The organism is Mycobacterium palustre (genome assembly GCF_002101785.1).
Taxonomy (GTDB): Bacteria; Actinomycetota; Actinomycetes; order Mycobacteriales; family Mycobacteriaceae; genus Mycobacterium; species Mycobacterium palustre.
On sequence record NZ_LQPJ01000003.1, the window covers coordinates 1 to 24357 of the forward strand.

Here is a 24357-nt window from a genome sequence, read left to right on the forward strand (position 1 = left end):
TACCTGCCTCACCAGCACCGGCTGATCATCCCGCACTCCTGGCCCGAACCATCAACCGACAGTCCGAAAGGTAGGGCAACATGTCACGGCAACGTTCGCGGACCGCGGCCGAGTTCCCCGGTGGGCTACGACGCGGCTGCAGTTAGATGACGCTATGACGACGATTCAGATCGACACATCCGAAGGACGGATCGATGCGCTGCTGGACCTTCCTTCGGGGCCGGGACCGTGGCCCGGGGTGGTGGTCATCCACGACGCGGTCGGCTACCGGCGGGACAAGGAGGCGATCAACGAGCGCGTCGCCCACGCCGGCTTCGTCGCCATCACCCCGAACCTGTATGCCCGGGGCGGCCGCGTCCGCTGCATCACGCGGGTCATGCGCGAGCTGATGACGCAATGGGGCCGCGCCCTCGACGACATCCTGGCCGCCCGCGACCACCTGCGGGCGATGCCGGAGTGCTCGGGCCGCGTCGGCATCGCCGGCTTCTGCATGGGCGGCCGGTTTGCACTCGTCATGTCGCCCAAGGGTTTTGGCGCCTCCGCCCCCTTCTACGGCGTTCCGTTGCCCGGCAACATCGAGCGGACGCTGGAAGGGGCGTGCCCGATCGTGGCGAGCTTCGGCGGCCGCGACCCGCTGGGCAAGGGCGCGCCGGACAAACTGCGCGAAGTGACCGCCGCCAAGAAGATCCCCACCGACATCAAGGTCTACCCCGGTGTCGGGCACTGCTTCGCCAACACGCTTCCCGCCCAACCGCTGCTTCGCATCGCGGGTTTCGGCTACGACCGGGCCGCCACCGACGACGCCTGGGGCCGCGTCTTCGCCTTCTTCGCCGAACATTTGACAGCCGGGCCGGCGACGTAGCGGCTCGATAGCCTGTACCAATGTGGCAGCGCTACGGGATCCTGACGCAGCACTGAAACCCGCTGCCTCACTTCAGCTTCCGCGATACGACGCTCGCGAAGGTGTGCGTGTCGCCGGGCCAGCGCGCCGACACGTAGTTGCCGTCGTCGACGACGAAGGCCGCGCGCGGGTCGGTGGCGGTGTCACGCACCATTCCCGATGACCTGAGCCAGCGGTGCGGCGAGCCGCGTTCCACGTCGCGGAAATCGGCCGGATCCGCAAGGGCGCGAGTGACTTCCGACTGCACCGACATGTACCCGGCGGGCAGATCGGGCTGCTCGGTGTAGGTGCGGTAGTAGTTGCGATCCCAGAATCGGGTGAGGCGGGTCAGATTCCAGGCGGTGCGTTCCATCGCCCAGGTCAGCGCGGTGGTCTTGCGCCCGTACAGCACCGAACGACCGGTGGCGGGGTCGACGCTGCGCGCGGCGAGCAGCACGCCGTGACAGATCGCGGCCACGACCAGCCCCCGCGCGAAGGCGTCCACGACGAGCCGCTGCAGGATGCCGCTGTCGACGTAGCCGCGCATGCCGCGGGCGCGGTGGCCGCCCGGCAGCAGCAGCGCATCGATGCCGTCGAGCCCGGCCCGCGACCAGGCGACCGGCTGCCGGTATTCGGCCGATGCCACCATGTCCCGATACGCGCCGCGGCCGTCCTTATTGGCCCGCAGCGCCAGCCCGAGGAGCGGCACGGCGCCCACCACCGGCAGCGCGGACCAGACGTCCAGACCGCGACCGGTGACCATGATGTCGTCGGCGACGCCCGGGGCGCCGCTTTCGGTGGCGAAGACCACCCGATGTCCCTCCCCGGTGAGCACGCGCCAGCTGACGGCGACCTCGGTCGGGTCGAAGTCGCGATCCGGGATAGGGATCAGCACGGTGCCCATTTGTTCTAGCTTGAGGCCACTTTCAGCTCGAGGCCGACGTTGTTCTGCATGCCCCCGCGCAGCTTGCTGGCGAAATTGAAGACCTTGCCCACGATGCCGTAGCGCCGGCCGATCGCGTCGTAGACGGCGGCGGTTTCCGACTGATCGAGGATGGCCGCGGTGCCCTCGACGGCCTCGCTGGTGGGGCGGCCGCGCATGGTGCAGGTGGCCAGCGTCACCCGGGGCGTGTGGCGGATCCGCTTGACCTTCCACGATTTCGCCCCGGTGATGACGAGCAGCCGGTCGCCGTCGGCGGCGGCCCAGATGGGCACCGGCTTCGGCCTTCCGTCCTTGGTGAAGGTGGTCAGCAGGATGTACTGCGCCTTGGCGAGGTCGGCGAACGTGGGCGTCACGGTGTCAACCTACCCCGCTAGCAGACACAACGTTGACAATCGCATCCCGCAGCTGCGATAGTCATCCAGCGTTAACCGTAAACGCGGTTTTCATTTAAGGACTCCGATTGCACCACCTAGGCAGGGGCACATGAGCGACCCGGCGAAGCCGTTGGCGTGGTTGCCGTTCTCGATTGCCGAAGCGGCGCTATCGGCGGACATCGGCGACGTCGACCTGGCCCAGGCGTGGTCCTACCTCCTGGACCGGCTCCGCGGCGCCGCACGGATCGTGGAAACCGAGTCGGCGAGCCGAAACCGAGTCGACCTCGCCGCGGGAATCCGGCATCTGCTGGTGCTGCTCACCGCGGGCATCGACGAGGTGTTGCGGTTCGATCCGGATCCGGCCCTGGCTGTGCAACGCACCAGTACCGATGACGTCGTGACCTGGGGAATGGAGTGCCCGGACTGCATTTACACCCGTGCCGTGCTGCGCGGCGGGGAAAGTTACCGCCTGTTCGGCAATCGTGGCACCGCTCGCTACGTCGGGCTGCAGACGATGAACGGCATCACGGCAACGGCGAACGAACTGGTCGACGAACTCGAGGTGGATGCCGACGGAAACTTCGAGGTGGTGCTGTCAGCCACTAAACAGGCGGGGCGAACGGGCAATTGGATGCGTATAGAAGGCGAGCATCCCACGTTGACGGTGCGGCACTTCTTCTACGACTGGGACACGGAGGTGGCATCGTCGCTCCGCATTGAGCGGCTCGGCCGCGCGGTGGAGGCCATCGGCCGCCCGGTCGATGCGGACCAGGCGGTCACGAGGCAACTGGTCGCCCTCGGCGACTTCGTCCAGGACAACTTGGCATTCTTTCTGCAGTTCGGTGCGGCGGCCCCGTCGAACGGGTTCCTGCCGCCCATCGACCGCACCGATATCGGAGCCGCCGCGGAAAACAGGCCGGTGATCGGCCGGTGGGAGCTGCGCCCCAACGAGGCGCTCATCGTCGAAGTGGAACCGCCGGAAGGGATTTACTGGAGCTTTTCCATCGGCAACCCGTGGTGGGAAACCATCCACTACGGGCGCCACCAATCCAGCCTGAACGCCCATCAGGCGGCGGTGGATTCCGACGGCCGCGTCCGCGTGGTGCTGTGCGCCGAGGATCCCGGGGTCGCGAATTGGCTTGACACCGCCGGCCACAGCAACGGTCCCATCATCCTGCGCTGTGTGCGCACCAAAACGGCGCCGACGCCGACGACGCGAGTCGTGTCCGTCGGCGATCTGCGGGCGGAATTGCCTTTGGACACCGCGATGGTCACGCCCGAAGAGAGGACGTCCATCCTCGCGGCGCGCCGCCGCGCCGTGCGCGAAAGGTTCGGAAGATGACCTTCGACGCCGACGAGCTAGAGGAAGCTGCTTGCACCGCAACCGGTCTCGATGATTTCGGTTCGCCCTACTATCGGGAGGGTCTCGAACGCATCGTCGAAGCGCTGAACAACGAGGCCGACCTCAACGACATGGGCCGCGTCATCCAGCACGCCACCATCAGCAATGCGCTGATCCAACGCCTGAAGATCGAGGACGCCTACGCCCAGCACCCCGAGATCGACGACCAGGTGGTTGGCGGGCCCGTCTTCGTCATCGGTTTACCCCGCACCGGGACCACCGCGCTGAGCCAACTGGTGGCCGCCGACCCCCAGTTCCGGTCGTTGCGCATGTGGGAATCCCAGGCACCGACCCCACCACCGGAGACGGCGACCGAGCATAGTGATCCCCGGATCGCGCAGGCCGAGGCCGGCCTGAAAATGCTCAACGACATGTTCCCGCTGATGAAAACGATGCACAACTCAGAGCCGACAGCCGCGACCGAATGCCAGGACCTGATGGGGATGAGCTTTCGTACTTTCCACTTCAACGGCGCCGTCCGTGCCCCGGGATACCTGGCGTGGCTGATGGATTGCGACATGCGCGAGACGTACACGTTTCACCGGCGGGTGCTTAAGCTCCTGCAATGGCGTTGCCCACCGGTTCTGTGGCACCTGAAGACACCCGTGCACATGTTCGCTCTCGACGCGCTCGTCGAGGCCTACCCGAACGCCAAATTCCTGTGGAGCCACCGCGACCCGGCCAAGGTGATGGGCTCGGTGTGCAGCCTCATCCAGTACGTGCGCAGCTGGAGCAGCGACCGTAACGACGCCAGGGAGCTTGGCGCCGAGCAGCTCGACAGCTGGGTCGAAGGTGTTCGGAGGGCAATGGATTTCCGTCACCGCGTGGGCGATGACCGATTCGCCGATGTGTCCTTCGCCGACTTGCAGACTGATCCGGTCGGCACCCTGCAAACCAGTTACGAGACCTTGGGTTTGACCTTTACCGATGCCACATTGCGTGCGGTGACGCGATGGGCTCAAGAACATCGACCGGGCTCGCGCGGTACCCACGACTACGAGCTGGCCGACTACGGCCTGACTCCCGAAGGCGTTCGTGAGCGATTTGCGGACTACCTCGTCGCCTACGACGCGACGGCCTGACCCCGTGGACGCTCCTCGCACGCGCCGACGCGGCAAGATGCCGCCAGACCCAACGGTGCGCCGCGCTATCTTGGCCGCCGCGTCAGCAACCCTGCGGGAGCACGGCGTTCGAGGCATCAGCATCGCGGCGGTTCTGGAACGCGCGTCGTTGGGTACCCGCGCGTTCTACCGGCATTTCGACTCCAAGGATGCGCTGGTGGCCGCACTCTTCCTTGAAATGGCGCGAGTGGAGGAACGGCGGCTACGACGACGAATGGCCTCTGCTACCACGGAAATCGGCGCCGTGGCGGCGTGGATCGAGGGACGACTCGACTTGGCGTTCGACGACAACATCAAATCCGACCTGCGCCGCGTGTCGCTGGAGGCCCAATCGCAGATGTTCGCCTCCCCCAAGCTCGTCCAGCCGGCGTACGAGCAGTTGCTCAAGCCGCTGAGCGAGGCGCTTCGGCGCGGCCTGGAGAACCGAGTGTTCCGTCACATCGATCCTGTAACGGACGCACAGGCCATCCACGCCGTGGTGTGGGCCGCCATCGAGCGGCAATGGGCGACCGGCGATTGCGACCGCGACAGCGTGCGCCAACGCGCGCTTCGTTTCTGCTTGGGCGGGCTGGGCGTGACGGCAAAAGCGATCGCCCAGGTTTAGCCAACCGCACACAAACCTGAGGGAGACACGCATGGACCTGGGCTTCGCGGGATCAACGGCCGTGGTCACGGGCGGCAGCAAGGGCATGGGTCTGGCTATCGCCGAAACCCTTGCGGCCGAAGGAGCCAGCGTGGCGGTGATGGCCAGAGGACGAGGAGCGCTCGATGCCGCTGTGACATCACTGCGCGAGGCGGGCGCACCGGATGCCCTGGGCATCAGCGTGGACATGGCCGATGCCGAATCCATCGCCGATGGCTTCGCAGCGATCTCCGAGCGTTGGGGACGAATCAATAGCCTCGTCCACACGATAGGACCGGGCGACGGCTATTTCGAGCAGATGGACGACGCTCAATGGAACGACGCCTTTGCACTCGGCACGATGTCGGCCGTGCGATCGATCCGCTCCGCGCTGCCATTGCTGCGCTCCGCGGACTGGGCCCGCATCGTGACGCTGTCGGCGCACTCGATTCAGCGGCAGAACCCGCGCATCGTCGCGTACACCGCCTCGAAGGCGGCATTGGCCAGCATCACCAAGAACTTATCCAAAAGCCTTGCCAAAGACGGAATTCTGGCTAATTGCGTGTGTCCCGGGACCATCGTGACCGCGAGCTTCACCGAAGTACTCAAAGACATCCTCGCCGCCGATGGCCTCGACGCCACCAATCCGGTCGACGTCATGACGTGGATCGACAACAACTTTCACCAGCCCTGCGACCTCGGCCGCGCCGGACTTCCCGAAGAGGTCGCCTCCATTACCGCCTACCTGGCATCGCGGCGAAACGGTTACGTCACCGGCGCTACGGTCAACGTGGACGGCGGATCGGACTTCATCTGACGGGCTGCCGGCGAGCTCGGCGAGCAGGGAGCTCAACCCTCCAGGTCGCCCTCGGTTTCCAGCAGCGCCCGGCGCAGCCCGTCGAGCGTTTCCGGGCTCGGCTCGGCCCACATGCCGCGCCCGGCGGCCTCCAGGAGCCGTTCGGCCATGCCGTGCAGCGCCCACGGGTTGGATTCCGCCATGAACTTGCGGTTTTCGTCGTCGAGCACGTAGCGCTCGGTCAGCTGCTCGTACATCCAGTCGGCCATCACACCCGCGGTGGCGTCGTAGCCGAACAGATAGTCGACAGTCGCGGCCATCTCGAACGCGCCCTTGTAGCCGTGCCGGCGCATCGCGGCCATCCAGCGCGGGTTGACCACCCGGGCGCGAAACACGCGGGTCGTCTCCTCCGACAGCGTGCGGGTGCGGATCGCGTCCGGCCGGGTGTTGTCACCGATATAGGCCGCCGGCGCCTGCCCGGTCAGCGCCCGCACCGTGGCCACCATGCCGCCGTGGTACTGGAAGTAGTCGTCGGAGTCGGCGATGTCGTGTTCGCGCGTGTCGGTGTTCTTGGCGGCGACCGCGATGCGCCGATATTGGCGGTTCATGTCGTCGACCGCCTCGCGGCCGTCCAGGTCGCGCCCGTAGGCGAACCCGCCCCAGGCGGTGTACACCTGCGCCAGGTCGGCGTCGTCGCGCCAGTTGCGGCTGTCGATCAGCTGCAGCAGCCCGGCGCCGTAAGTCCCGGGCTTCGATCCGAAAATCCTTGTGGTCGAGCGTCTTTGATCGCCGTGCTGGGCGAGGTCGGCCTGCGCGTGCGCGCGCACGTAGTTGTCGTGCTCCGGCTCGTCGAGGTCGGCCACCAGCCGGACCGCGTCGTCGAGCATGGTGACGACGTGCGGGAAGGCGTCGCGGAAAAACCCCGAGATTCGCACGGTGACGTCGATGCGCGGCCGGCCCAGCTCGGCCAGCGGAATCGGCGTCAGGCCGACGACGCGCCGCGACGCGTCGTCCCACACCGGCCGAACGCCCAGCAGCGCAAGGACTTCGGCGATGTCGTCCCCCGCCGTGCGCATCGCCGACGTGCCCCAGACCGACAGACCGACCGACCGCGGCCACTGGCCGTGGTCGCCGCGGTAGCGGGCCAGCAGCGAATCCGCCAGTGCCACACCGGCTTCCCAGGCCAGCCGGGACGGCACCGCCTTGGGGTCAACGGAGTAGAAGTTGCGCCCGGTGGGCAGCACGTTGACCAGCCCGCGCAGCGGCGACCCGGACGGCCCGGCGGGGATGAAGTGACCGTCCAGCGCCCGTAACACCTGGCCGATTTCGGCCGCGCTGCCGGCCAGCCGGGGCACCACCTCGCTGGCCGCGAATCGCAGCACCGCCGCGACGCCGGGATCGTCGGTGATGCCGTCGACGGCGTCCGGGTCCCAGCCGGCGGCCTGCAGCGCACCAACAAGCCGGCGGGCCGCGCCCTCGGCCTCGTCGACCGAGGACCGTTCGTCGGTGCCGTCCTCGGTAAGGCCCAGCGCCTGGCGCAGTCCGGGGAGAACCTGCTCGCCGCCGAACAACTGCCGGGCCCGCAGGATGGCCAGCACCAGGTCGAGTTCGGCCTCCCCCGTTGGCCTTTGGCCGAGGATGTGCAGCCCGTCGCGGATCTGGACATCCTTGATCTCGCACAGCCACCCGTCGACGTGCAGGATCATGTCGTCGAACGCGTCCTCGGGGGGCCGTTCGGTCAGCCCCAGATCGTAATCCATCTTGGCCGCCCGGATCAGCGTCCAGATCTGCTGGCGGATAGCGGGTAGCTTGCCGGGGTCCAGGGCGGCCACGTTGGCGTGCTCGTCGAGCAGCTGCTCCAGACGCGCGATGTCGCCGTAGGTTTCGGCCCGCGCCATCGGCGGGATCAGGTGGTCGACGAGCACGGCGTGGGCCCGCCGCTTGGCCTGGGTGCCCTCGCCTGGGTCGTTGACCAGGAACGGGTAGATCATCGGCAGGTTGCCCAGCGCGGCGTCGGGCGCGCAGGCCGCCGACATGCCCAGCGTCTTGCCCGGCAGCCATTCCAGGTTGCCGTGCTTGCCCAGGTGCACGACCGCGTCGGCGCCGAAGCCGGCGTCGAGCCAGTGGTAGGCGGCCAGGTAGTGGTGGCTCGGCGGCAGGTCCGGGTCGTGATAGATGGCGACCGGATTCTCGCCGAAGCCCCGTGGCGGCTGCACCATCAGCACCAGGTTCTCGGATTGAATTGCGGCGATGACGATTTCGCCGTCTGGGTCTGCCGTGCGGTCGACGAACAGGTCGCCGGGCGGCGGGCCCCAGTGGGCCTGCACCGCGTCGGCGAATTCGGCGGGCAGGGTCGCGAACCAGGCGCGGTAGTCCTTGGCCGACACCCGGATCGGGTTGCCGGCCAGCTGCCCGTCGGTCAGCCAGTCGGGGTCTTGCCCGCCGCGTCCGATCAGCGCGTGGATCAGCGCGTCGCCGTCGCCGGCTTCCACGCCGGGCAGGTCGCCCACGCGGTAGCCGTGTTCGCGCATCGCCCGCAACAGCGCGACGGCGCTGGCCGGGGTGTCCAGGCCGACCGCGTTGCCGATGCGGGCGTGCTTGGTGGGATAGGCCGAAAACACCAGGGCCACCCGCTTCTCGGGCGGCGCGACGTGCCGCAGCCGCGCGTGCCGGATGGCGAGCCCCGCGACCCGCGCGCAGCGTTCCGGGTCGGCGACATAGGAGATCAGCCCGTCGTCGTCGATCTCCTTGAAGGAGAACGGGACCGTGATGATGCGGCCGTCGAACTCGGGCACCGCGACCTGGCTGGCCACGTCGAGCGGGCTGAGGCCGTCGTCGTTGTCGCGCCATTGGTCGCGCGGGCTGGTCAGGCACAGGCCTTGCAGGATCGGGATGTCCAGCGCGGCAAGGTGTTCGACGTTCCAGCTGTCGTCGTCACCGCCGGCTCCCACGGTCGCCGGCCGCAGCCCTCCGGCGGCCAGCACCGTGACCACCATGGCGTCGGCGTCGCCAAGCCGTTGCAGCAGTTCGGGTTCGGCGGTGCGCAGCGAGGCGCAGTAGACGGGCAGCGCTCGCCCGCCGGCGTCTTCAACGGCCCGGCACAGCGATTCGACGTAGGCGGTGTTGCCGGCCAGCTGCTGGGCGCGGTAGTAGAGCACCGCGATGGTCGGGCCGTCCGCGGCCCTGGCGTGCGGCCGCTGAAGCTCGCCCCAGGTCGGCGTCACCACCGGCGGGCTGAAGCCGAAGCCGGTCATCAGCACGGTGTCGGAGAGGAACGCGTGCAGCTGGCGCAGGTTTTCCACGCCGCCGTGCGCGAGGTAGATGTGGGCCTGCACGGCGATGCCCGCGGCCAGGGTGGACAGGCCGGTCAGCTCGGCGTCGGCGGCCTGTTCGCCGCTGACCAGCACCGTCGGCAGCCCGCTGGCGATCACCGTGTCGATGCCGCCCTGCCACGCGCGGTAGCCGCCGAGGATGCGCACCACCACGATGGACGCGCCGGCGAGCAGGTCCGGCAATTCCTCCTCGGACAGCCTCGACGGGTTGGCCCACCGATAGTTCTTGCCGCTGTAACGCGCGCTGATCAGGTCCGTGTCGGACGTCGACAGCAGCAGGACGGTCGGCTCAGCCACCCGTCATTCGTACCGCAGCGTCGCCGCGATGCGGTCGGCGACCTCGGCGGCGACCTTTAGCGCCCGGCCGCCCGTGGCCGGCTCGTAGCGGTCGGCGCCGGCGTCGTAGTCGGCGCCGGCGATCGACCCGTGATCGGCGTCGAGCTCCACGAGCTCCACCGGCCAGCCGACCCGGCGCAGGCCGGCGGCGAACTCCCGACCGGCTTGCACCGGCACGGAGTCGTCGGCGAGGCCGTGCAGCAGGGTAAAAGGCGCACCGACGCGCGAAGCGGACAGCATGTCGGCCGGCCGGCGACCGGAGATGGGATCGGGGACCATGAAGGCGCCGGCCAGGCAGACCGTGTGCGCGATGGCGACGCCGAAGCGTTCCGCGTCGAGCGTCAGGCCCGCCGCGGCGCACCCTCCCATGGACCACCCGACCAGCACGATGCCGGCGGCTTCGGCGGCTTGGCCGGCGAAGTTGCGGGCGAAGTCGAGCGACCCCAACAAATCGCCGCGGCCGCCGTCGTCGGCGCGGGAATTCCAGTCCGGCGCCACCACCGCCGCGCCGCGGTCGGCGAGCATGCCCGCGAGCGGGCCGACGGCGGCGCGGGCGTCGGTCTGCATGCCGTGCCACAGCAAGACCGTCGGTCGACTCGAATCGCCGAAGACATCGGCCGCGCGTCCCGGGGCGTACTGGACCGTCCTCACGGCCACGAGTGTGCCCGAAGCCCGCGCCGAGCGTGCACCCGGCCGAAATCCTGCAGTCTGGATCCCGCAAACGACGGCACGCTCGGCGCGGTATCGGCCCGGCTAGCCCGCCGCCACCCGCTTGCTTCCGAAGATGCGCTGCTGCATGGCGGTGTCCCCGTACGAGTGGGCCTTGACGACCTTGCCGTCGGCGAACTCGTAGAGATGCGCATGACGCGACGCAGGATCGACGGCCGCGGCAAGCGCGCCGGTGGGTCGGCCATCCCGATCACCCGCATGAACTGCCCTGCGACGACGGGGTCGGCCTCGACCGCCGTCGGCACCCCCTCCAAAAACGCCTTGCTGAGCCGCATCGACAGCGGCCGCGGTCCGTCGACCTCGGGAAGCGCCAGATCGGAGCCGACCGCGGTCTGCCACGCCACCCGGATCCACCTGGCGGACGCCCGGAGGAAGCGCCGCGGCAGGCCACGGTCCCCGCGAATGAGGCAGTCCCGCAACACCATCGCCTCGATCGCCGCGACCGTCATGCCCCGGCCGTAGATCGGGTTGAAGCTGGCCACCGCGTCACCGACGACCAGCAGGCCCTCGGGCGTGCGGCGCATCCTGTCATAGCGCCGCCAGCGGTTCGACCGCACGCGATGGTGCACCACCGCGCACCCCTGCCTGCCGGAATCGGACTGCCCGCAGGGTCGGTTCCGGGAGCGGGGGAGCCCAGTGTAGTCAGCTACTCGAATCGAAGCCGCGCCAAGCCGTACCGTGGGTGGATGGTCAGGGCCCGCGACACCGACGCCTGCCCGGGCGCGCTGCAGGTGCACCAGGCCGCCGACGGCCCCCTGCTGCGGGTCCGGCTGCCCGGCGGCGCGATCACCGCGGCGCAGCTGGCGACGCTGGCGCGCGTCGCGGGCGAACACGGCGGCGGGACGCTGGAGCTGACCGCCCGCGGCAACGTGCAATTGCGCGGCGTCGATGATGTGGCGGCGGCTGGCGAGGCGCTCGCACAGGCCGGGCTGTTGCCGTCGCCGACGCACGAGCGGGTGCGCAACATCGTGGCGTCGCCACTGTCCGGCCGGGTCGGCGGCCGCGCCGACATCCGGGCGTGGGTGGGCGAGCTGGACGCGGCGATCTGCGCCGATCCGAGGCTGACCGAACTGGGCGGCCGGTTCTTGTTCAGCCTCGACGACGGCCGCTCCGACGTCTCCGGGCTCGGCGCCGACGCCGGCGCGCACGTGATGGATGACGGTGTGGCGCTTTTGTTGTCGGGACGCGACACCGGCGTGCGGCTAGCGTCGGGGGACGTTGCCGAGTCGCTGGTCGGCATCGCCGCGCGGTTCGTCGAAATCCGCGGAAATGCTTGGCGCGTCAACGAATTGCCCGACGTGGCGGCGCTGGTGCCCGGCGTGGAACCGAGCGCGACGACGTTCCCGCCCGTCACCAAGCCGCCGGTGGGCTGGATCGCCCAGCGGGATGGCCGGGTCGCGCTGGGCGCCGCCGTGCCGCTGGGCGTGCTGCCGGCGCGCGTCGCCGAGTATCTCGCCGCGATCGAGGCACCGTTGGTGATCACGCCGTGGCGTTCGGTGCTGGTGTGCGATCTCAGCGAGGAGGTGGCGGACGTCGCGCTGCGCGTGCTGGCGCCGCTGGGCCTGGTGTTCGACGAGAACTCCCCATGGCTGAGCGTCAGCGCCTGCACCGGCAGCCCGGGGTGCGCCCACGCGGCGGCCGACGTGCGGGCGGACGCGGCGCTGTCGTTGCGGCCGAATTCCACGGTGCACCGTCATTTCGTCGGCTGCGAACGCGCCTGCGGCAGCCCGCCCGCCGGTGAGGTGCTGGTGGCCGACGGACGGGGCTATCGGCTGCTGCGTGACCGGCCCTTAAGGTGAGCGGGTGCTCGATTACATCCGCGACGCGGCCGAAATCTATCGGCGGTCGTTCGCGGCCATTCGCGCCGAAGCCGACCTGACGCGATTCCCCGACGACGTCGCCCGGGTGGTGGTGCGGCTGATCCACACCTGCGGCCAGGTCGATGTCGCCGAGCACGTCGCCTACACCGACGACGTGGTGGTGCGCGGCAGCGCCGCCCTGCGCGCCGGTGCTCCGGTGTTGTGTGACTCGTCGATGGTGGCGGCCGGGATCACCGCGGCGCGGCTGCCCGCCGGCAACGAGGTCGTGTCGCTGGTCGCCGACGCGCGCGCCGCCGAGTTGGCCGCGCGCCGGCACACCACCCGCTCGGCCGCCGGGGTAGAGCTGTGGGCCGACCGGCTCGCCGGCGCGGTGCTGGCGATCGGGAACGCCCCCACCGCGCTGTTTCGGCTGCTGGAGCTGATCGACGAGGGGGCCGCCCCGCCGGCCGCCGTGCTCGGTGGGCCGGTCGGATTCGTCGGGTCGGCGCAGTCCAAGCGGGAGCTCATCGAGCGCCCTCGCGGGATGTCCTACCTGGTCGTGCGCGGCCGGCGCGGCGGCAGCGCCATGGCCGCCGCCGCCGTCAACGCGATCGCGAGCGACACCGAATGACCAAGCGCGGCACCCTCTTTGGGGTGGGATTGGGGCCCGGCGACCCGGAACTGGTGACGGTCAAGGCCGCCCGGGTGATCGGCGAGGCCGACGTGGTGGCCTACCACAGCGCCCGGCACGGCCGCAGCATCGCGCGCGGCATCGCCCAGCCATACCTGCGCCCCGGCCAGATCGAGGAGCACCTGGTGTACCCCGTGACCACCGAGGCCACCGACCACCCCGGCGGCTACGCCGGCGCGCTGGAAGACTTTTATGCCGACGCCACCGGGCGCATCGCCGGACACCTCGACGCCGGCCGCGACGTGGCGCTGCTCGCCGAGGGCGACCCGCTGTTCTACAGCTCCTACATGCATTTGCACACCCGGCTGACGCGGCGGTTCGACGCCGTCATCGTGCCGGGTGTCACGTCGGTCAGCGCCGCGTCGGCGGCCATCGCGACGCCGCTGGTGGCCGGCGACGAAGTGCTGTCGGTGCTGCCGGGCACGCTGCCCGTCGGCGAGCTGACGCGCCGCCTCGCCGACGCCGACGCCGCGGTGGTGCTCAAACTCGGCCGCTCCTATCACGCTGTCCGCGAAGCCCTTTCGGCGTCCGGCCAGCTCGACGACGCGTTCTATGTCGAGCGGGCCAGCACGCCGGGGCAGCGCATCCTGCCCGCCGCCGAGGTCGACGAGGCCGGCGTGCCGTACTTCTCGCTGGCGATGGTGCCCGGCGGCCGGCAGCGCGCGGAGTCGCGGGCCGGCACCGTCGCGGTGGTCGGGTTGGGGCCGGGCGACGGCGACTGGATGACGCCGCAGAGCCGTCGCGAGCTGGCCGCCGCGACGGACCTGATCGGCTATGGCGGCTATTTGGAACGCGTACCGGTGCGCGAGGGCCAGCGGCGCCACCCCAGCGGCAACACCGACGAGCCCGCGCGGGCCCGGCTGGCCTGCTCCCTGGCCGAGCGGGGCCGGACCGTCGCGGTGGTGTCGTCGGGCGATCCCGGGGTCTTCGCGATGGCGACCGCCGTCCTGGAAGAGGCAAAGCAGTGGCCGGGCGTGCGGGTCCGGGTCATCCCGGCGATGACGGCCGCGCAGGCCGTCGCCAGCCGGGTCGGCGCTCCCCTGGGTCACGACTACGCGGTCATCTCGTTGTCGGACCGGCTCAAGCCGTGGGAGGTGATTTCGGCGAGGCTGGCCGCGGCGGCCGCCGCCGATCTGGTGCTGGCGATCTACAACCCCGCGTCGAAGTCGCGGACGTGGCAGGTCGGGGCCATGCGCGACGTGTTGCTGGCCCATCGCGAGCCCGGCACCCCGGTGGTGATCGGCCGCAACGTCTCGGGCCCCGACGAGGACGTGCGCGTGGTGCGGTTGGCCGATCTCGACCCCGCCCAGGTCGACATGCGCTGCCTGCTGATCGTGGGATCGTCGCAAACCCAGTGGTACGCAGACGATTTCGGTGACAGGGTGTTCACACCCCGGCGTTACCCCGCCTAGATCACTTGTAGGGCGGGTAGGGGTTTTGCCGCAGCGTCCCGGCGAGGTGCGCGGCGTTGCGGGCCGCGGATTTGGTGGTCGTGGCGATCGCGTCCGGCACCTCGTCGAGGTCCTTGAAATCACCGCCCTGCATGGCCTCGCCGTTCCAGTAGGTGCAGCCCTGCGCCGGAATGGAGAAGCCGATGTCGTTGAGCCCTTGGAAGAGGTCGGCGACGATCTTGTGGGCGCCGTCCTCGTTGCCCACGACGGCGGCCAGCGCCACTTTGCCGACCATGCTGGGCCGCCCGGCGTCGTCCTCCTCGGACAACTCGGCGTCCAGCCGCTCCAGGACACGCTGCGCGACGCTGGACATGTGGCCCACCCAGGTCGGCGTGGAGACCACGACGATGTCTGCGGCCCGGATCTTTTCGAGCACCGCCGGCCAGTCGTCGCCCGGGCCCATGTCGGCCTCCGTGCCCGGCAGCAGGTTCAGGTCGACGCAGCGGAACTTCTCGCCGTCGACCCCGAAGCTGCGCAGCTGCTCGAGCACCTGATCGGCCATCAGGTCGCTGCTCGACGTTGCGGGGCCCTTCTTCAACGTGCACACCAGGGCGATGGCGCGCAGCCGCTGCTGTGTCGCGGAGGTCATGGTTGCCCACATACCCGCACGCCGCGCCGGCAAACGGACTCGATTACGGCGGCGGCTCGCCGCCCCAGCTGCTGGGCAGCATCGGCAGGGCCGGCCCGTCGCCGAGCCCACCGCCGGCCAGCGTCGTCAACCCGGCCGCCTCCGGCACTCCGGATCGCGTTGCGGCACCGGCGAATCCGAGCGGACCCGCAGCCGAGACGGACGCTTTCACGTCCATGTACTCGTAGCGGTGGGCGTGGTCCTTGGCCGAAGCGGCCCGGCGGCGACGGCGCCGCGCCCGCTCGCCGCCGGCCGCCGTCGCGGGCGCTTCGGCCTCGGCGTCGTCGGGCTCGGGTTCCTCGGACTTGCGGCGCGCGCGGCTGCTCGCGCTGCGGCGGGCGGACAACCCCGAGAGCCCCACGGCGTACAGGGCGTCCGACAGGCCCGCGCCGAGGCCCGGCGCGGCCGTCGGACCGAAGCCGACCCCCGGTCCGGCCGCGGCCGGTCCCCCGCCGATCGCGGGCGCCGGGCTGGCGGACGAGGCGCTGGACACCGTGGTTGCGGCGGTGGCGCTCACCGGCGCGCCGCCCGGCGCTCCCGCTGCCGGCACCGCACCTACCGGCGCGGTCGCCGCCACGGCGGCGGGCACGGAGACGGGCACCGCGACGCCGGCCGCCGCGGCGGCGCCGGCACCCAGACCCGCGGCGCCGACGGCTGGAACGGCGAGCAGGGCCGGGGCGAGCGACACGGCCAGCTGAACCGCCTGCTGCCCGAAGGGCCAGAAGATCATCAACGTGTGGAAGGTGGCCCAGGCGAGGGCGCTGGCCAGAGTGGGTGACATTCCGGGGATTTGCATCAGCGTCGAGCTGAGCCCGTTGGCGAATGGGACGGCGGGAATGGGCCACCCGGCGGGGTTGAGGTCCTTGGACACCGGCCACGCGAAGTTGCTGGTGTACTGCTGAATGTAATAGGCGAGCTCGTTTTCCCAGGCGGTCAGCTGGTCCTGCCACGACATGGCGGCTTGCTGTTGAGCGGCCGAGGCATCCGCCTGGTTCAGGGTGGCGCGCGCCATCGCGGCCGGGGCCGCGGCGCCCGCCTGCGCGGCACCGGCCGCCTCCCCTCCCGGGGCGACGACCTGTGGGGCGGGGGCGGTAGTGGGGACCGCCGCGAGGGACGATTCGGTGACGGCCTGATAGGTGGTCATGGTCGCGGCCGCCTGCACCCACATGCGCGCGTAGTCGGCTTCGTTCAGGGAGATCGGGATGGTGTTGATGCCGAAGAAGTTGGTCGCTACCAGCGCCGCGTGCACCGCGTGGTTGGTGGCGAGCTCGGCCAGCGTGGGCATGGCGGCCAGCGCGGTGGTGTAGGCGCCGGCGGCCGTCTCGTGCAGGGTGGCCGCGACCGCGCTCTTGGCGGCGGTCTCCAGCAGCCAGCTCAGATAGGGGGCGTGCGCGGCCACGTAGCGTTCGGCCGTGGGGCCGTCCCACGCGCTTTGGGCGGCGCCGAGCAGCGCGAGGAGTTCGTCTGCGGCGGCACCATATTCGGTGCTCAGAGACGTCCACGCCGCCGCGGCGGCAAGCAGCGGCCCCGGACCTGGGCCGCCGCTGAGCAATGTCGAGTGCACCTCGGGCGGCAACGCCATCCAGACGGGGGCGGTCATCGGCGGCGGCCTTCGCAAGCGTGCAGGGACACAAACACCCCTTCGGTGAGCGTCATACAAAGTCGGGCTGGCGGTGCGTTCCCTCAGTGGTCGGTTCGGGGCACCGGTTGGTTCCAGTTGGTTCCAGCGATCTGTATTCGTCGAGCCCTTTGCGCGCAGACGGGCCATGCGCAACGATGCAGGGATGCGGTGTGACGTTGCGCGGGAGGCGCTTTCTGCGCGGTTGGACGGCGAGCGTCCGAATGTGCTCGCGCAGCAGGTCGATGCCCATTTGGAATCGTGCCGCCGGTGCCGCGCCTGGCTGATCGGCGCGGCCGTGCAGACCCGCCGGCTGGCCTCGTTCGAACCCGGCGAGGCGCCGGATCTCGTCGAAAAGATCATGACCCGCATCGGCGAGCAGTCCCCCGCCTACCGTCGCTCGATGCGCTGGCTGCGGTCGCGTTACCGGCGTGGGGGCCTGATCGCCGTCGGGATGTTTCAGGTGGCCATCGCGGCCGCCCAGATCGCCGGGATCGATTTCGGCATGGTGTCGACCCACATGCACGGTGCGATGTCGGGCGAGCACCTGATGCACGAGTCCACCGCGTGGTTGCTGGCGCTGGGCCTGGCGATGGCCGCCGCCGGCGTGTGGCCCGCGACCGCGATCGGGGTGGCGGCGATCACCGGGGTGTATTCGGTTGCGCTGCTGGGTTATGTAGTCGCGGACGCGTTGGCGAGCGAGGTGACCGCGACGCGGATCGCCAGCCACATGCCCCTGCTGTTGGGCCTGGTGTTCGCGTTGCTGGTGGCGCGGGAACGGGTGGGGGCGGGGCGGTCGGGCGCCTCGGACGCCCCCGACGCCGACGCCGAGGCCGCCTGGCCGTCGGAGTCGGCCGCCGTTCGGCGACGCGGCCACCTGTGGCCGATCGGCCGCTCGGCCGCCGGCCCGCTGTCGGCCTCTACGACGACCGGTCGTAGACTGTCCCGGCCCGCGCAACTAAGGTGGTTGCTCATGACCGCGTCATCGGACGACGAGGCCGTCACCGATCTCGCCCTGGCAGCCGCGCGCGGGAACTCGCGAGCGCTCGAGGCGTTCATCAAGGCCACCCAGCAAGACGTCTGGCGGTTTGTGGCCTACCTGAGCGACGCGGGCAACGCCGATGACCTGACCCAGGAAACCTACCTGCGGGCCATCGGGGCGATCGAGCGGTTCTCCGGGCGGTCCAGCGCCCGCACCTGGCTGTTGTCCATCGCGCGCCGCGTCGTCGCCGACCACATCCGCCACGTGCAGTCGCGGCCGCGCACCGCGTCGGGCGCCGATCCCGAGCGCGTGCTGAGCGCCGGCCGCCACGCCCGCGGCTTCGAAGACCTGGTCGAGGTGACCACGATGATCGCCGCCCTCACCGCCGAGCAGCGGGAGGCGTTGCTGCTGACCCAGTTGCTCGGGCTGCCCTACGCCGACGCCGCCGCGGTGTGCGGCTGCCCGGTGGGAACCATCCGGTCGCGGGTGGCCCGCGCCCGCGACGCGCTGATGGCGGACGCCGAGCGCGATGAGCTGACCGGTTAGCCTAGTGCCCTAACCCATTTCGCGGCCTCTTGGACGCTGCCCACCGCGGTGACGCCTTTCGGCAGCTGTGGTCGCTGGACCATCACCACCGCGACGCCCAGGGCGGCGGCGGCGTCCAGCTTGGCGCGGGTCATGTCGCCGCCGCTGTTCTTGGTCACGAGGGCGTCGATGCGATGCTCCCGCAGCAGCGCCAGCTCGTCGTCGTAGCGATACGGGCCGCGCGACAGCAGCAGCTGGTGCCGGCGCGGCAGCATGGCTTTGTCGGGCTCGGTGACGGCGCGGATCAGAAACCAGGCCTCGCCGTCGGCGAAGGCCTTGACACCGGAGCGGCCGGTGGTGAGAAAGACCCGCCGGTAGCCTTGCCGCGCAACGGTTTCCGCGGCCTCGGCATCGGACCGGACGAGGGTGGCGCCGCCGGGATCCCATGAGGGCCGCGCCAGCACCAGATGCGGCATCCGCATTTCGGCGCAGACTCGTGCGGCGTTGGCGGTCATCGTCGCCGCGAACGGATGGGTGGCGTCGACGACGGCGTCGATGTGTTCGTCGAGCAGCCAGCGCCGCAACCCGTCGACGCCGCCGAAGCCGCCGATGCGCACCGGCCCCACCGGAAGGGCCGGGTCGGGCACCCGGCCGGCCAGCGAGCTGATGATATCGACTTGCGGGTGCAAGGCTTTCGCCAGCGCGCGGGCCTCAGCGGTGCCGCCGAGCAGCAGGACGCGCATCAGTGCCCGCTCCCGCGGGTGCGCCCGGCCGAGTAGAGGTAGCTGTCGGCGAATCCCTCGGGGGCCAGCACGTCGCCGACGATGATCACGGCGGTCTTGGTGATGTTGGCGCCGTGCATCTGGGCGGCGATGTTCGCCAGCGTGCCGCGCAGCACGCTTTGCCGCGGCCAGCTCGCGAAAGCAACGACGGCGGTGGGTGTTTCGGGCCGGTAGCCACCTTCGAGGAGTCGCGGGACGATGGCGTCGATCTGGGCTGCGGCCAGGTGCAGGACGAGGGTGGCGCCCGATCGCGCGAGCGTCGTGAGGTCTTCGCCGGGCGGCATGGCTGTGGACAGGGTCGCGACCCTGGTCAGCGTGACGGTCTGGGCCACCCCGGGGACGGTGAGCTCGCGTTTGAGTGCGGCCGCGGCGGCCGCGAAAGCCGGCACGCCCGGCACGATTTCGTAGTCGATGCCCAGCGCGTCGAGTCGCCGGCACTGCTCGGCGAGCGCGCTGTAGAGGGACGGGTCGCCGGAGTGCAGCCGCGCGACGTCGTGGCCCGCGGCGGCGGCGTCGGAGAGTTCGGTGATGATTTGTTCGAGCGTCAAGGGGCCGGTGTCAACGATTTTCGTGTCCGGCGGGCACAGCGACAGCAGGTCGTCGGGCATGATGGAGCCCGCGTAGAGGCACGTCTGGCAGCGCTGCAGGAGCCGTTGGCCGCGGACGGTGATGAGGTCGGCGGCGCCGGGGCCCGCGCCGATGAAGTAGACCGTCATTTCGTCATCGTCCACTGGGTGATCGGCATCTGCGGGCGCCACCCGGTGAATCCGCCGAGGGGCTCGGCCTGGTAGTGCTGGAAGCGTTGCAGATCCCCGCCGTAGCGCGAGTACGACTGCGCGAGAACGGCTTCCGACTCGGCCGTGACCGCGTTGGCGACCAGCCGTGACCCGGCCGGCAGGTGGTCGAGGCACGCGTCGAGCAGGCCGGCCTGGGTCAGGCCACCGCCGATGAAGATCGCCGACGGCGGCCCGGCGCCCTCGAAAGCTGCCGGCGCCTCGCCCCGAACGTCGACGTCGGCGCCGAGCAACCCGGCGTTCATCGCGATGTTCTTCCGGCGCTCTCGGTTGCGTTCGAAGGCCACCGCCGTGCAACCCGGCCAGCTCCGGCACCACTCGACGGCGACGCTGCCCGAACCCGCCCCGACGTCCCACAACCTTTGCCCGGGACGCGGCGCCAGCGCCGCCAGCGTCACCGCCCGTATCCCGTGCTTGGTGATCTGGCCGTCATGGAGGAAATCGCCGTCGCGCAATGGAATCCCGCGTTCGTCGGGCAGGTAGCGAACGGCGATCACGTTGAGGTCGTCGACGTCGAAAGGCGGGTCGTTGGCCCACTGGCGGGCGGTGCCGTCACGGCGGCGTTCGGCCGGCCCGCCCAGCTGTTCGAGCACCGTGAACTCGGATTCTCCGCGCCGCGAGCGGCCGAGTTCCATTGCGAGTGCCCGCGGCGTGGATCGGTTGTGCGACAGCACGATCGCCTGCCCGCCGCGCCGTACAGCGGTGTGCGGCTGGGCGGTGACCAGGCTGATCACCTCGGTGTCGTGGACGTTCCAGCCCATCCGCGCGCAGGCCAGGGTCACCGAGGACACGTGCGGCAGCACCCTGACCCGGTCGTGGCCGTGCAGCCGGATGAGCGTGCCGCCGATGCCGTGCAGCAACGGGTCGCCGCTGGCGACGACGTGGATGTCCTCGGCGTGGCCGTCGAGCAGGGTTTGCAGCGCGGGCAGCATCGGTGACGGCCATTCGCGGCGGGGGGCCGCCACGGTGTCGTCGAGCAGGTCGAGTTGTCGCTTGGACCCGTAAATGACTGTGGCCCTTCGTAGTTCGGCGCGCGATGCTTCGGCAAGGCCGGGCATGCCGTCGGCGCCGATTCCAACCACGACGATCATCGGCGCCGCGCCTCGTCGCCGCTTCGCGTTACGTCGCCACCGGCGCGGATCATCGCGGCATCCTGCGCCAGACGAACTGCGGCAGCAGCCGCATCACGAAGAACATCGGCCGCAGCGACCACGGGATCCAGACGGTGCGGCGCCCTTTGGCCAGGGCACGCGCGGTCGCGGCGGCCACTTGCTCGGGGGTGCTGGACAGCGGCGCGGGCCGCATTCCTTCGGTCATCCGTCCGACGACGAATCCCGGGCGGGCGATCAGCAGATGCACCCCCGTGCCGTGCAGCGCGTCGGCCAGTCCGCTGGCGAAGCCGTCGAGGCCGGCCTTGGCCGAGCCGTAGACGTAGTTGGCGCGGCGCACCCGAACCCCGGCGACCGAGGAGAACACCACCAGCGAGCCGCGGCCGGCTTTCCGCATCTGGGCGGCCAGGTGGGTGAGCATGCTGACCTGGTCGACGTAGTCGGTCTGCACGATGGCCACCGCATGGGCGGCGTCGTCCTCGGCGCGGGCCTGGTCGCCGAGGATGCCGAAGGCCAGCACCGCGACGTCGATGGGTCCGTGTTCGGCGACGACCTCGGCGACCAGCGGGCCGTGCGAGGCCAGGTCGTCGGCGTCGAACTCCTTGGTGTGCACCGCGCCCGCGCCGGCGGCTCTCAGGGTGGCGACCTCGTCGTCGAGTTGGTCGGCCTTGCGCGCGGCGAGCACCACCGTCGCGCCGGGGGCCAGCCGCCGCGCCAGTTCGATGCCGATTTCGCTGCGGCCGCCCAGGATTAGCACCGGACCGGCGCCCGTGTCGTCCACGGCTGCGATTATGACCTGCGCTAGCGTGGGCGGTGATGGCGAATACCACTACCCGGCTCACCGACGATGCGTTGGCATTCCTGTCGGAACGGCATTTGGCGATGCTGACCACGCTGCGGGCCGACAACTCCCCACATGTGGTGGCCGTGGGCTTCACGTTCGATCCCAAGACCCACATCGCGCGGGTCATCACCACCGGCGGGTCGCAGAAGGCCGTGAACGCCGACCGCGCCGGGGTGGCCGTGCTCAGCCAGGTCGACGGCGCACGGTGGCTGTCGCTGGAGGGCCGCTCGAAGGTGAACTGTGACGCCGACGCCGTCAGGGATGCCGAGCTGCGCTACGCCCAGCGGTATCGGACTCCCCGGCCCAACCCGCGACGGGTGGTCATCGAGGTGCAGGTGGAGCGGGTGCTCGGGTCGTCGGATTTGCTTGATCGGGGCGAGTAGATCTTCCCGGTCGGTTCAGGCCAACGCCGATCTGGTCGCCGCCTAACGGCATTGGTCCCAGTCTTCGTACTCGGTGCCTGAGGTGTCGTCCCAAAACTTCGGGGACACTTCTTTGACGCGGTCTTCCGGAGCCACGGCATTTATCTCTTGCTGAAATTCGTCAAACGCTTTTCGAGCGGCCGCTAACTCTTCTCCGGTCGGTGGAGTAACGCCAGCCTCTTCCGGTGTAGAAAAGATCTTACCTGCAATGCGCTCCGCCACTAGTTCGCTCCTATATTTATCGGCGTAAGAGTATCTTACCCCGGCCTGCTACTCCTCCGCTGAGGGTCATGCTCAGTGCCAGATACATCATCCCAAAACTTTGGCGAGATCTCCGTGGGCCGATCTTCTTCGGCCACGGCATCTACCTTTTTCTGAAACTCATCCAGAGCTTTCCGCGCGCGGGCAATCTTTGCCCCCGACGGCGGCATGACGTCCGCCTCTTCAGCGTTCAAAAAGATTTTGCCAGCAATCTCCTTGGGCACGTCAGGAGTCCTCTTTCCTTTCCCTCTGGATATAGCGCAACTCTTTGGTGCGAAAGTGGTGGCTATCTATAATGTGGCTTGCTACACGGGAGTTCCGCCCTCACTTCCTGGTCTTTGCACGAGCAGGTCGTCATGCTCTCGCCTGCGACAAGCTTCGACGAAAGCCACTGCTGCCGCCTCGTCATGTAGCAACTTGGTATTTTCGTCTTCGGTGATCTCGTAACATTCTTCGTATTCGACGATACCATCTCTTACGGGAATCGACACATAGCAGCGGCCGGGCTTCGATTCGATGCCGAACGAATACCTTTCGTCAATTGACACGAATTTGTCGCTCAAGCACATACGCCACCTTTATACGCGGTCACCGATTAACCTCGAGCTTCTCGCGCGTGGCGCGGCGAGAAGATCGAAAATCGTTCGTAATGCTCATGCCGTCGCTACAATCCCATCCATCAGCATAGTTTCGAGTTCTTCATCAGAAAGAGCAACTATTCGACTGATCGGTTCGTCTGAACTCAAATTCATTCAAAAGTTGCTCCCGCCAAGGACTCGATACTTTTCCAACACGTGTCCGAATACCGCTTTCTTAAAACAATCTCGTCGAAAACTCATCGATACTCGCGGAAAGCTTTTGGGTTTCACGAGAACCGATATTTGCGATACGCATCGACATGTGCAGCTCCACGGCCAGTAAACCCGTTCTCAGCTAACGAAGGTTCCAACCGACGCATCGGCCAATTTCATGTAGCGCTTCAGGTGAAAGCTCTGGATGCTTTTCGTGAAATCGAAGCAAGATATCCTCGACTCCTTCCTTCAGCGTCATGTTCCCCCACTCTATCGGCATGTTGACAGCCTCACGTATCAGCCCAGAAATCCGTGAGCTTAATACCCCGGCCTTCTCAGCTCCGAAAACTTCCGACAATTTTTGCATATCGATATGTGGAACAGCGGTGTCTTTAATGGCTAATACTACTGCGGCGTTGAGGGTGTCCGGCTCCATAACTTTGCTCCTTAGCGCTCGAAGATCGTCGTTTCGCCACCTGTCTCGGGATCAATAATCACGATCTTAGTGACATTCGGATTTTCTATAAGTCTTTTAAGCTCGATTGTCTCCCATACATTGCCCGGACGAAGATTTGAGCCAATAACTGCGTGAACCTCACCTTGGGTATTCTCAGCGTACATTCCTGAAACTTGCGACCACCATTGTTCTGCCGCGGGGTCATCGAAGCTCCACTTTGGCGGTTTCACACCATTTCGCTCCAGCAACCCTTCCAACGTTGTTCCATTGTGCGACGCTGCGTATAGATCCGCCGCGCCATTGCCCCCCGCTGACGTAGGCCCAATTCCGAGACCTTCGGACGTTCGTCCGGACCAAAAAAAGGCGCCGTCTCGAGGGGGCGTAACAAGTTCGGGCGCTGGGAGGGGGTACGGCTCTACGACATCGTCGCCATGCGTCTCCCCGCCGCTGACGCCATCGGGCTGATGGCTTTGCTGGTCGTCCGGTGAGCGGTCACTCGGTTTCGAGGACTCGCCAGAACCACCGCGACCAGGATTCAGGGGCGTGCCATCGCCTGGTCGTTCGGACGGATCGTCCCCACGCGGTGGAGCACCGCCACCGGCCCCACGCGGAGCGCCACCATGCGGTGGCTTTCCGCCCGGCGGTCCTCCCGCAGAGCCTCCGTGGCC

25 protein-coding genes and 1 pseudogene are annotated in these 24357 nt (G+C 69.0%); 11 read left to right on the top strand and 15 right to left on the bottom strand.

The features are described 5' to 3' along the window. The first annotated feature begins 154 nt into the window (after positions 1–154). A complete protein-coding gene (locus AWC19_RS00080; protein ID WP_085076086.1) occupies positions 155–862 on the top strand; it encodes a dienelactone hydrolase family protein in 708 nt (235 codons plus the stop codon). 67 nt (positions 863–929) lie between these two features. Here AWC19_RS00080 and AWC19_RS00085 read toward each other — a convergent pair whose 3' ends face one another. Continuing rightward, positions 930–1784: a type 1 glutamine amidotransferase domain-containing protein gene (locus AWC19_RS00085; protein WP_085076087.1), complete on the bottom strand. Its 855-nt coding sequence runs from the start codon at positions 1782–1784 to the stop codon at positions 930–932. A gap of 5 nt (positions 1785–1789) precedes the next feature. Beyond that, positions 1790–2176, bottom strand: coding sequence for a PPOX class F420-dependent oxidoreductase (locus tag AWC19_RS00090; protein WP_085076088.1), 387 nt, complete (start codon positions 2174–2176; stop codon positions 1790–1792). A 130-nt stretch (positions 2177–2306) separates the two neighbouring features. On the opposite strand from AWC19_RS00090, the gene AWC19_RS00095 reads away from it, so the two are divergent. The 4 genes from AWC19_RS00095 to AWC19_RS00110 are packed head-to-tail and all read left to right on the top strand — an operon-like array spanning position 2307 to position 6159. Continuing rightward, entirely contained in the window at positions 2307–3539 is a 1233-nt protein-coding gene (locus AWC19_RS00095) for a DUF1214 domain-containing protein (protein WP_085076089.1), read from the top strand. Next, positions 3536–4681 (top strand): sulfotransferase family protein, encoded by a 1146-nt coding sequence (locus tag AWC19_RS00100; protein WP_085076090.1) that lies wholly within the window; start codon positions 3536–3538, stop codon positions 4679–4681. The genes AWC19_RS00095 and AWC19_RS00100 overlap by 4 nt, the downstream gene beginning before the upstream one ends. Before the next feature lie 4 nt (positions 4682–4685). Then, positions 4686–5324 carry a TetR/AcrR family transcriptional regulator gene (locus tag AWC19_RS00105; protein WP_264072592.1) on the top strand — a complete coding sequence of 213 codons (639 nt, stop codon included), beginning with the start codon at positions 4686–4688 and terminating at the stop codon, positions 5322–5324. Positions 5325–5355: 31 nt separating this feature from the next. Continuing rightward, the gene (locus AWC19_RS00110) at positions 5356–6159 is read left to right on the top strand and encodes an SDR family NAD(P)-dependent oxidoreductase (RefSeq protein ID WP_085076092.1); all 804 of its coding nucleotides are present in this window, start codon (positions 5356–5358) and stop codon (positions 6157–6159) included. A 32-nt stretch (positions 6160–6191) separates the two neighbouring features. Here the strand turns inward: AWC19_RS00110 and cobN are convergent, their stop codons facing one another. The 3 genes from cobN to AWC19_RS00125 are packed head-to-tail and all read right to left on the bottom strand — an operon-like array spanning position 6192 to position 11059. Continuing rightward, positions 6192–9767, bottom strand: coding sequence for a cobaltochelatase subunit CobN (cobN, locus tag AWC19_RS00115; protein ID WP_085076093.1), 3576 nt, complete (start codon positions 9765–9767; stop codon positions 6192–6194). A gap of 3 nt (positions 9768–9770) precedes the next feature. Next, entirely contained in the window at positions 9771–10457 is a 687-nt protein-coding gene (locus tag AWC19_RS00120; RefSeq protein ID WP_169718055.1) for an alpha/beta hydrolase family protein, read from the bottom strand. Beyond that, positions 10454–11059 carry an FAD-dependent monooxygenase family protein gene (locus AWC19_RS00125; protein ID WP_142280891.1) on the bottom strand — a complete coding sequence of 202 codons (606 nt, stop codon included), beginning with the start codon at positions 11057–11059 and terminating at the stop codon, positions 10454–10456. The genes AWC19_RS00120 and AWC19_RS00125 overlap by 4 nt, the downstream gene beginning before the upstream one ends. A 162-nt stretch (positions 11060–11221) precedes the next feature. Between AWC19_RS00125 and cobG the strand changes: the two genes are divergently transcribed. From cobG to AWC19_RS00140, 3 genes are read left to right on the top strand one after another with little or no spacing between them, the layout of a single operon-like run. Then, positions 11222–12334 carry a precorrin-3B synthase gene (gene cobG, locus AWC19_RS00130; RefSeq protein ID WP_085076096.1) on the top strand — a complete coding sequence of 371 codons (1113 nt, stop codon included), beginning with the start codon at positions 11222–11224 and terminating at the stop codon, positions 12332–12334. 4 nt (positions 12335–12338) lie between these two features. Further along, complete coding sequence (locus AWC19_RS00135; RefSeq protein ID WP_085076097.1) at positions 12339–12965, top strand: precorrin-8X methylmutase; 627 nt, start codon at positions 12339–12341, stop codon at positions 12963–12965. Then, complete coding sequence (locus AWC19_RS00140) at positions 12962–14437, top strand: precorrin-2 C(20)-methyltransferase (RefSeq protein WP_085076098.1); 1476 nt, start codon at positions 12962–12964, stop codon at positions 14435–14437. The genes AWC19_RS00135 and AWC19_RS00140 overlap by 4 nt, the downstream gene beginning before the upstream one ends. 1 nt (position 14438) lies before the next feature. On the opposite strand, the gene AWC19_RS00145 is transcribed toward AWC19_RS00140, so the two are convergent. Further along, on the bottom strand, positions 14439–15065 hold the full coding sequence (locus AWC19_RS00145; protein WP_085076109.1) for a flavodoxin family protein: 627 nt from the start codon (positions 15063–15065) through the stop codon (positions 14439–14441). Positions 15066–15108: 43 nt separating this feature from the next. Then, on the bottom strand, positions 15109–16704 hold the full coding sequence (locus AWC19_RS00150; RefSeq protein ID WP_085076099.1) for a PPE family protein: 1596 nt from the start codon (positions 16702–16704) through the stop codon (positions 15109–15111). A 184-nt stretch (positions 16705–16888) separates the two neighbouring features. On the opposite strand from AWC19_RS00150, the pseudogene AWC19_RS30210 reads away from it, so the two are divergent. Together AWC19_RS30210 and sigC are read left to right on the top strand one after the other, a co-directional pair. Then, positions 16889–17566, top strand: a pseudogene (locus tag AWC19_RS30210) (DUF2275 domain-containing protein); the annotation flags it as partial. A gap of 129 nt (positions 17567–17695) precedes the next feature. Then, on the top strand, positions 17696–18250 hold the full coding sequence (sigC, locus tag AWC19_RS30215) for an RNA polymerase sigma factor SigC (RefSeq protein WP_245848611.1): 555 nt from the start codon (positions 17696–17698) through the stop codon (positions 18248–18250). Here the strand turns inward: sigC and AWC19_RS00160 are convergent. Genes AWC19_RS00160 through dprE2 form a run of 4 tightly spaced genes read right to left on the bottom strand, consistent with a single transcriptional unit; the run spans position 18247 to position 21695 of the window. Continuing rightward, positions 18247–18972: a cobalt-precorrin-6A reductase gene (locus tag AWC19_RS00160; protein WP_085076100.1), complete on the bottom strand. Its 726-nt coding sequence runs from the start codon at positions 18970–18972 to the stop codon at positions 18247–18249. The two genes, sigC and AWC19_RS00160, sit on opposite strands and share 4 nt — an antisense overlap. Further along, positions 18972–19727, bottom strand: coding sequence for a precorrin-4 C(11)-methyltransferase (gene cobM / locus AWC19_RS00165; RefSeq protein WP_085076101.1), 756 nt, complete (start codon positions 19725–19727; stop codon positions 18972–18974). Before cobM ends, AWC19_RS00160 begins: the two co-directional genes overlap by 1 nt. Then, the gene (cbiE, locus tag AWC19_RS00170) at positions 19724–20896 is read right to left on the bottom strand and encodes a precorrin-6y C5,15-methyltransferase (decarboxylating) subunit CbiE (protein ID WP_085076102.1); all 1173 of its coding nucleotides are present in this window, start codon (positions 20894–20896) and stop codon (positions 19724–19726) included. Before cbiE ends, cobM begins: the two co-directional genes overlap by 4 nt. A 49-nt stretch (positions 20897–20945) precedes the next feature. Further along, a complete protein-coding gene (gene dprE2, locus AWC19_RS00175; protein ID WP_085076103.1) occupies positions 20946–21695 on the bottom strand; it encodes a decaprenylphospho-beta-D-erythro-pentofuranosid-2-ulose 2-reductase in 750 nt (249 codons plus the stop codon). Between the two features lie 35 nt (positions 21696–21730). Here dprE2 and AWC19_RS00180 point away from each other — a divergent pair, with 35 nt between their 5' ends. Next, a complete protein-coding gene (locus AWC19_RS00180) occupies positions 21731–22141 on the top strand; it encodes a F420-dependent biliverdin reductase (RefSeq protein WP_085076104.1) in 411 nt (136 codons plus the stop codon). Between the two features lie 42 nt (positions 22142–22183). On the opposite strand, the gene AWC19_RS00185 is transcribed toward AWC19_RS00180, so the two are convergent. The 4 genes from AWC19_RS00185 to AWC19_RS28700 all read right to left on the bottom strand — a co-directional run bounded on the left by AWC19_RS00185 (position 22184) and on the right by AWC19_RS28700 (position 23946). Beyond that, the gene (locus AWC19_RS00185; protein ID WP_085076105.1) at positions 22184–22402 is read right to left on the bottom strand and encodes a hypothetical protein; all 219 of its coding nucleotides are present in this window, start codon (positions 22400–22402) and stop codon (positions 22184–22186) included. 344 nt (positions 22403–22746) lie between these two features. After that, positions 22747–23010: a hypothetical protein gene (locus AWC19_RS00195; protein WP_085076107.1), complete on the bottom strand. Its 264-nt coding sequence runs from the start codon at positions 23008–23010 to the stop codon at positions 22747–22749. Between the two features lie 364 nt (positions 23011–23374). Beyond that, positions 23375–23668, bottom strand: a complete 294-nt coding sequence (locus AWC19_RS00200; RefSeq protein WP_085076108.1) for a hypothetical protein — start codon at positions 23666–23668, stop codon at positions 23375–23377. 11 nt (positions 23669–23679) lie between these two features. Continuing rightward, positions 23680–23946, bottom strand: a complete 267-nt coding sequence (locus AWC19_RS28700; protein ID WP_142280892.1) for a hypothetical protein — start codon at positions 23944–23946, stop codon at positions 23680–23682. Positions 23947–24357: the final 411 nt, after the last annotated feature.